Raw genomic sequence first — 9,075 nt, forward strand, 5'->3', positions numbered from 1 at the left:
GTAAGTGTAATCTCCTAATACCAAGTAATTGTCTTGATTATCGGGGTCTGACAGTGCTTTGATAGTGATACCATCATCCGTTACAAATGGCTTAGTTAGATTAACGGCCGCAGCTATCTCGGTAGGCCTTAACCCATACATTACTGCCATACCAGCAACCCACAACCAACTATGTCGGGATGATTGCTGATTAGGGTTTTTAATGGTATAGGCTTCCTGTTTAGCGCTATACCACCAATCTTTAAAGGCATTAATGCCTATACGCTGTTTCTTTTTGAATTGCGTTTGTTTGGGGTTAATAGGCTCAAGCTGTTTGAGTAAATGGTCTTTGTTAGGTGATTTCTCAGCTATGGCTTTTAAGATGTAGTAACGTTCTTTAAATGTTTTGGAACCTACTAATTGTTCTCCATTCTGCAAGGGAATATATAGCATAGCCTTAAAACTCTCCCAGCTAGGGTATTCATCCCAGTTAGGAAACAACTTGAAATATACTCCTTTAGTAGCCTCGTAAGATGCTAAGTCGCTAGCGATATCGCGGGAACGTTTCCTTCCTGTGTTGCGGTTGTAACCCGCAAAATACTCATCCTCAATTTGTTTAAAGATGTCCCGATAGGTTATCAGATTATCCTCAATCTGGTTCTTTCCTAAGATAGTCGCATCGTACCAGTTCCAAAATTCACTAGCGCTAGTAATGGTTCCCAAGGCTTCTGATACCAGTTTAGCTTTCTTAACGCCGTCTATCACCCCTTCTGGAGTACACTCAAGGTTAGCCGTTTTGGGTAGTCGTTTCCCGGTAGGTGGTTGCTTAAACTGCAATAAGAGATTGTACCTAGTTCCTGACTTCTGGAGTTTAAGGCTAACCCCCCTAGGACACTCACCCTTAAAATCCTGATAGGCCTTGAGGAACCTAGCATAGCTCTCGTCATAATTACCCTTTCCCCCTACTGTAGGGGTATTAGTAGCGTTACTCATTTGTTACTCACCTAGGTTATTTTATGCCTACTGAGTAACACTTGGATCGCGATAGAATGCGGGTTACAGCTTATATAACAGGTTCAAGTCCGCCTCCTGGCATTTTGGGAAAAACCTGATCCTGACTGCGATCGCAGCTTATTGCTTAACTCGATAGTCGCAGTCAGTTAATAGGCTATTGCTCATAACCTAGCCCTGGCATGGTAGGAAAAAAGCGGGCGGGGGGAATCGAACCCCCATCATTAGCTTGGAAGGCTAAGGTTTTACCACTAAACTACGCCCGCAAATTTTCACTTAACTAATCTAACACAGGAAAATAAAAATTGCAATAGTGCGATCGCATTTTTTCCCAAATTATCTGCCATTAAGCTGTATCCCTTACTGATTCAGGTTTTGGGTTAATCACACAAGTCATTACCGGCTCATCAATGCCTTTAAGTTCGAGAAATTCGCGCTTAATAATCTCCTCATCGGGGACATACTGAGCCACCATAGCGGATACCATAATGCTGTTGGGGGCAGTAGCCTCCTGAAGACGGGCAGCAATATTAACCGAAGGACCGATCGCCGTAAAATCCGATCGCTCTTGGGAACCAAACAACCCCACCACAGCCATACCCTGGTGAATCCCACAGCGGAACCGCACCGGAGGAACCTCATTACGGCCCACCAAACCTCGTTCCTGCCAACCCTGGTTAAGTTTTTCGAGAGCCACCAACATTTGTCTAGCCGTAGCGATCGCGCGTCGGACTTGTTCAGAGGGGCTCATCTCCTCCGGGGCTCCATACAAAGCCATAATCGCATCTCCTACAAACTTGTCAACAGTCCCCTGATTCTCAAAAACCGCCCGAGTCATTTCTCCCAAATRCTCATTAAGCAATTCCGCCACCCCCTGAGACTGTAGARCATTAGACATCCGAGTAAAACCGACAATATCACTAAATAAAATGGTAATCAGCCTCGGTTCCGGGCGCAAATCCAGAGTCAAGTCCCCCGCCGCCGCCTTTTTGACCATAGACTCCGGCAAAAACCGTCGCAATACTGATTCAGTCAGATACTTATTCAAATGGGCTACCCGTCGTTCCTCTGCCTTGAGGGCCTGTAAATTCCTGACCTCAGCTATCAACTCCCGGTCATTAAAAGGCTTAGAAACATAGGCATCAGCGCCGCGCTCAACCCCTTCGATGCGGGTATCCTCATCAGCCTTAGCAGTCAACAAAATAATTGGAGTTCCCCTAAGTTCAGGTGAGGAGCGAATCATGCGAATCAACTCCAACCCAGACACCTGGGGCATCATCAAATCAGTAACAATCACATCAGGATGATAAGTCTGAGCCTTGTTAAAACCATCAGCGCCATTCTTAGCCAAAACCGCATTAAATCCGGCATTTTGCAACATCATCGACACATAGCGGCGCAAATCGGGGTTATCATCCACCACCAGGACAGTATTAGACCCCAACTGTCCGTGGTCCGTGAGGGAAGCCGAACCGTCAGCAACCAAAACCTCCGGCAGATTTATGTCGTCAATTTGTACATCTGGTAAATCGACCTCCACATCAGCCAATTCTACGGCTGCTCGACGTGCATCAAACTCAGCGGGAACATCAAGGAGAGGCGAGGGTGGTAGATGAAGATTCCCCATTTGTAGCCAGACGGTAAATGTAGTTCCCTGACCATACTCAGACTCTACAGTAATGCGACCATGATGGAGTTCGACCAACTCTTTAACCAGAGCCAATCCCAAGCCACTCCCCTCAAAGGAGCGATTGGCTGAACCTTCAGCTTGTCGGAAGCGTTCAAATAAATGGGGGAGTTGTTCTTGTTTAATACCAATCCCGGTATCTTTGACCATAAGACGGCAATAATTCCCTTCGGGCTGGAGACTAACGGTAATAGTGCCATCGGTGGGGGTAAACTTCATGGCATTAGAGAGCAAATTGTAAAGGACTTTATCAAACCTTTCCAGATCAAGATAAAGTTGGGGGCAACTCTGTAAATTGGTAACTAGATTAATTTGTTTGCGATCGCAATAAGACTTAAATGATTCCACCGTTTGCTGACAAAACTCCACCAGGTCACAGGGGCGAAAACTGGGCTGCATTCGTCCCGCATCAAACCGTTGCAAATCCAATAATTGATTAACCAAGCGCAATAGTCGCCTGGAGTTACGCAGAGCAATTTTCGCTTGGTCTAATGACAGATCCTGCTGTTGATTAACCACCGTTTCCAAAGGACCTATCATCAAAGTCAAAGGGGTGCGAAACTCGTGGGAGACATTTTGAAAAAACTCAGTTTTGAGGCGGTCGGCTTCTAATAGGCGTTCTGCTTGCTGGCGTGTTTTTTGGTATAGACGAGCCTGCTGTACCGCCAAAGCGGCTTGGGCTGCCACCAACAGGACCATATCAATTTCGGAGGGTTGCCAATGGCGAACTTGGTGATTTTGGCGTAGGGATATGCTGCCAATAATATCACCATCGAGCAATAGTGGCACAACCAATAGAGCCTTAGAAGGCGATCGCAAAGGCAACATCACCATCGAGTCTGGTCGCTGTTCGATATCAGCGATCGCCACCGGAGCGCGAGTTCTAATCAATTCCTGAAGCACCGGGTTGCCACTAATAGGAGCCGCCGACTGAGGCAAATCATCGGACTGATCGGACTCAATGGATTGATTAGTTTCTACCCCCAATAGGGGCAAATTCGTCGTCGTGCTGGTATCAGGTTCAGACAAAGCCGCCGGTCTAGTCTCTACTACTGTTTCTTTAATCGCCGCATTATAAAGGCCTACACACTGCATATATTCATCTCCCGGACTCCAGAGAGACAAAGCACAGCCATCAACCTCCAAAGCCTCCCCCAATTGCTCAGTGATAGCCGCAAAAATTTTCTGAGGGTCAAGACTAGACCGAATAGCATTGGTAATCGTATTAACCAGCGCTTCCCTACGAGCCAATTCTCGCACCTGCTCGTATGCGCGCACCTGAGACAATGCCAAAGCCGCCTGATCTGCTACACCCGCAGCTAACTGCACTTCATGTTCATGCCAATTACGGGGCGATCCCGTGTGGTGCAGCGCCAAAACCGCCAACAATTCCTGACGGTAATACAGAGGCACTATCAAACTGGAGCGAATATCTGCACGTTGGTAAACGTCTCGTCGCTGCTGCCATTCTGGTCCATCGTGGTCAGAAATATCATTTCCCAAACCTTCCGAAAGAATCATTACTTCCGTAGTTTCCCAAACCAGGGATCTCAATTCCAGATCATTATTATTGATAACGCTGATGTTGTCTGTCGTGGAATTTTGATGATTCTGACCTTCCGCTAAGTATGCGAACCACTCCTTCCCTTGTGTAGCAGTGATATCCTGTTTGGTAGGGCTGACTCCAGCCCCCAGCCCTATCAGGTCTGAACCCACACCGAATGAACGCAGCAGACAATAGCTCACCTCAAACATTTTACCCACTGTTTCAACTATGCGCTGCAACATTTCCTGGGAATTAGGACAGGCGCGAATGGTACTTGTCACTTCATAAAGTAACGATTCCTGTTTTTGTGCTAGGCGTAGTTCCTCTGTGCGAGATTTCAGGACATTATGAGTTTCTAAACCTTGCTGAACGATCGCCTTGAGTTCATCAGATTTCCAAGGTTTAGTGACATATTTAAACACCTTACCGGAGTTAATTGCCTCTACCAGGTCTTCAACATCCGTATAACCAGTGAGGATAATGCGGATCGAATCGGGATATTGAGTCGCGGTCAAACTGAGAAACTCTGTGCCACTCATATAGGGCATCCGTTGATCAGAGATAATTACTGCTACTTCCCCCACCTCTTCTAAGATCTTCAATGCAGCCGGCCCACTTTCGGCTTTGAGAACTTTAAATTCCCGATGGAAAGTCCGGTATAGCAGATCTAAATTATCTGGCTCATCATCAACCACTAATATGGTGGGCTTCAATTTTCTGTTGGGGGAACTCATGCACCGATCTCCTGCTGGAAGGGCTCATCAATTCGGGGGCTTCGATGGTCAGTACTGGCACTAATGTGTCTGTAGGGGAGTAGATTACAACACCGTAGGTGACTCTTCACCATAAGCAAGCCAACCCAACCCGCCCGTCTAATTTGAGAGTTGTTCGCGATTAGGTAGACCATTGTAGACCGCTGAGTTCCAGAGGGAGCTATATTCATCTACAAGTGAGCGATACGGAATGTTTGACTATGTGCCTTTTCATCAACTGAGTTTAGTGGGAGGTTTAGCAATATTGTTCCAGCGGTCCCCAGACTGTTACACCCTCATGTTAATCATACTTTATCAAGAAACTGGGTCTAAAACCTTGCACTTCAGGGCGACTTCGTGATACAATAGTAATGGTTATGCGAGACGTTTAGGAGTGAAATAGGGCTGCAATGCCTGAAATAACCTCCTAGTGGGACTTCTATTCCTTGGTAGAATATAAGGAGTGCGCCCTGACCATCCCATAACTATCTATGTGTTCCAACATCTGGACTCGACACCCAGATAAGGCAGAGAGACTCAAGGTCAAGACAGAACACTAGAACGATGGAGTTGTGACCCATCTAGTAAAGCAGGAAGTTGAGAGTAACGGCGGTAGCCACCCCCAGTTTCAGGATTCACAACCCGTCAGATTGAAGCGGGGAACGGAAGGCGTAATAGAGGAACCTACCTCTCACTCGACCACTGCCAACCATCCATGATTAGGGAAACCGAATGTCTGGCTTGAACCATCGTAACTATTGGGCAGCGAAACAGGTTGACACGCTGCGCTCAAAGAGTAAGGGGAAAAGTAGGAGTTTAAGCAAGCTACCCAGAAGCAACGTTTCGTTGTGCATAGACCTTTAAAGTACCCCGGTGGACAGGACAAATCTAAAGATGGAATGCCCACACAGATGGAACGTTTAAAACCGCTCATTGGCTCTCAAGTGGCGGGATGTACCCGTGGAGTAGTGAAAAGTGTAAGCGTATGCCTTTAAGGAGAAAGGATGTGATTGAAAGCTAATGCCTAACTGTAATGGTTAGGATATGCCCACTAATCACGGTGTGGATATAGAGACCGCGATAAGTAGGAGTTTAATGGCAGCGAGTTGAAAGACTAACGCAAGCATATAGCTCTGAAAGTTGAAGTACGAAAGCAAGGGGTAGTAACCTTATTCCTACTGACAAATAGGGTATCCACATCAGGAGCCGTGTGATGGGAAACTATCAAGCACGGTTTGGAAGTGGAGTTGGGGAAGGTGACTTCCCTTTCGACCATAACCAGGTGGCAATACCGCTCACATCGTGAAAATTCTGCTGAAATAGCGCAGCACTTTTGAGGAGAAAATAAACAAGCAAGAGCTACCGAAAACTCTTTAAACAGGGCAGTAACCGAAAACTCGGCGAATGAATTAGTCAGCGTAGTGCTGTAGAAATATTTTTGCCGTAAGGTAGATAGGGTAGGGCATACCCGAATCTTGGTTGCAATACCAAAACGCTTGGAGAGTGAACCACTAATAGGGTATCTAGATAACAAGGTGCGAGACGTTTAGGAATCAAATAAGGCTGCAATGCCTGAAATAACTTCCTAATGGGACTTTCACCCCTTGGTGGAATATAAGGGATTCACATTCCTGACCATCCTCATAACTGTTTATATATCCCGACGCTTGGAGAAATCTAAGCAAGGCAGGGAACTCAAGGTCATAAACAAACTGAGAAATCAGGACGTTGAGAGTAACGGCGATAGCCACCCCCAGTTTCAGGATTCACAACCCGTCAGATTGAAGCGGGGAACGGAAGGCGTGAAGTAGAACCTACTACCAGATGTGACCACTGCCAACCATCCATGACTAAGGAAATCTGAATGTTCCGGCTTGAACCATCGTCAACAGTAAGTAGCGAAATAGGTTGATACGCTGCACTCAAAAGAGTAAGGGGAAAAGTAAGGTATTGCTAAAAACACCTACACAGACCTTTAAAAGTACCCCGGTGGAAAGGACAAGTCTACAGATGGAATGCCCATATAAACGGAACGTTTAAACCCCTTTTAGGCTCTCGACAAGTACATCTTGTTGAGTAGTGAAAGTGTAATCGTATGCCTTTAAGGGGAARGGATGTGACTGAAAGCCAATGCCTAACTGTAATGGTTAGGATATGCCCACTAGTCACGGTGTGGATATAGAGACCGCGACAAGTAAGAGTTTGATGACGAAAGCGAGTTTAAAGACTACGTGTTGTATTTAGCTCCCAAAGTTGAGGTTACAAAGCGGGGGGTTGTAGCCCTGTTCCTACTGACAATAGGGTATCTACATCAGGAGCCGTGTGCTGGGAAACTCGCAAGCACGGTTTGGAATTGGAGTTGGGCAAGGTGACTTCTCTTTCGACCATAACACAACTCCCCTCTTTTTTTTCGCTCAGTCTTGACCTTGAGTCTCTCTGCCTTATCTGGTTCTCGAAGCCAGATGTTGAGACACATAGATAGTTATGGGATGGTCAGGGGTGCGAATCCCTTATATTCCACCAAGGGGTGGAAGTCCCACTAGGAGGTTATTTCAGCCATTGCAGCCCTATTTGAATCCTAAACGTTTCGCACGTTATATATATTTCTATACCAAACGTCGGGACATATAAAAAGTTATAGGGATGGTCAGAAGCGAGCTTCTTGTATTCAGTCAGGGGGCTGAAGTTTTCACCAGGTAGTTATTTCAGGCATCTCAGCCTTATTTCCTACCTGAACGTCTCGCACTAATGGATAAATTATAACAGCCAGGTACTTTGAGAAAAATCTTCATTGTTCATCGGTTGACTGAGGGAATGTTCGGGACGAGGCACTAAATGAGGTGGCGATCGCTTCGTGGGTTTCTGTGCTAGTTTAGACGTAGATGATTCTAGTTTTAACTGTTCGATATGTTGTAAAAGTTTAGTATTCGTTTCCGACAGATGTAGTGCTGTTAATTCTGCCTGTTCTAGCTTTTCCTTTAAGGCCGCCGCCGCTTCAGTCTCCTGTTTAAGTTGGGCTATTAATTTATTTTTTTCCTCTAATTCTTGTTGTAGTTTATTTATTGTAGTGGCTAATTGCCTATGGCTGGCTTGAGCGTTTTTAACAGTTAATTGAAGGGCAGAAATCTCTTTTTTTAAAGTCTGCTCAGTTTCCTGGGACTGCTGTAAGTGGGATTCAAGCCAGGCTACTTGAGCTTCTAACTCCATCTGCGCCTCTAATTCGGCGTGGGTGGGGGTTGGACGGCTAGAGGAGGTATTGTCCCTTGGGGATGTGCTTGTATTAATTTGATGATCAGTATCAGCAGATTCTGGGGGGGGACTACCCGCCTTTTCTGCTTCCTGTTTGACCATATCGGCTAGACTTTTCTTAACCATCATCTCCTCCCTTGGAACTGTGTGTCCCGTCGCCTGATGGGCGGCTGATACAACTTCATTAAGCATACAGCGATCGCGAGGGGAAAAATAGATCCGTTTGGGGGGTTGCAATTTTCGGGTGAGTTATGTTAATGTAATAAACTGTTCGGACGCATAGCTCAGTTGGTTAGAGTACCACGTTGACATCGTGGGGGTCGCTGGTTCGAGTCCAGTTGTGTCCACTATTAACTGACCGTTATCATAACTGCAATAACCGTGATTCACTTAACTCGATAGTCCTACCTAATTACTCAGATATTACTCACAATCTAGTCCTAGCACAGGAAAATAATTCTGTCAATAGGATGATTACTCAGTCAACAAGCACCACTTAATCAATCTGTCAAATACCCATATCACCCCCTAAACCCGACAAGTGATAGGGTAGTTCCCTTGTGATACCCGTCAATGGCAAGCCTATCGGTTCGTACCTCACCCTTGACCGCTATCACATCGGTCACTTCCCCAATAGTGCTTATTCCGGTTATGGGGGGAGGGTATGTTTCAAAGCCAACACGATAGCCGTAGGTAGCCGTAGGGGGGAACCCGCTAAGTAATCAATGTATAGCACCAGACAGCAAAGTTAGGACGTATAATGGAGAGGACGAGATGACTAMGAAGACCCAAAATGCCAGCCCCCTACAGTTACGACCTTAGACAAAAAGTTATCAATGCAATTGAACTAG

4 protein-coding genes and 2 tRNA genes are annotated in these 9,075 nt (G+C 46.0%); 2 read left to right on the forward strand and 4 right to left on the reverse strand.

Annotated elements, in window-relative coordinates:
- The 4 genes from B9T16_RS22360 to B9T16_RS22375 all read right to left on the reverse strand — a co-directional run.
- Positions 1-972: recombinase (locus tag B9T16_RS22360; protein ID WP_410245810.1), on the reverse strand; the 972-nt coding region annotated here is incomplete at its 3' end.
- Between the two features lie 213 nt (positions 973-1,185).
- Positions 1,186-1,256 (reverse strand) — tRNA-Gly (locus B9T16_RS22365).
- Positions 1,257-1,336: 80 nt separating this feature from the next.
- Positions 1,337-4,957, reverse strand: coding sequence for a response regulator (locus B9T16_RS22370; protein ID WP_410245811.1), 3,621 nt, complete (start codon positions 4,955-4,957; stop codon positions 1,337-1,339).
- Between the two features lie 2,775 nt (positions 4,958-7,732).
- On the reverse strand, positions 7,733-8,461 hold the full coding sequence (locus B9T16_RS22375) for a hypothetical protein (RefSeq protein WP_014276471.1): 729 nt from the start codon (positions 8,459-8,461) through the stop codon (positions 7,733-7,735).
- Positions 8,462-8,497: 36 nt separating this feature from the next.
- Here B9T16_RS22375 and B9T16_RS22380 point away from each other — a divergent pair.
- Positions 8,498-8,571 (forward strand) — tRNA-Val (locus B9T16_RS22380).
- A complete protein-coding gene (locus B9T16_RS22385; RefSeq protein WP_081848964.1) occupies positions 8,530-8,724 on the forward strand; it encodes a hypothetical protein in 195 nt (64 codons plus the stop codon). Before B9T16_RS22380 ends, B9T16_RS22385 begins: the two co-directional genes overlap by 42 nt.
- The last annotated feature ends 351 nt before the right edge of the window (positions 8,725-9,075 follow it).

The organism is Arthrospira sp. PCC 8006, from assembly GCF_046480465.1.
Taxonomy (GTDB): Bacteria; Cyanobacteriota; Cyanobacteriia; order Cyanobacteriales; family Microcoleaceae; genus Limnospira; species Limnospira platensis.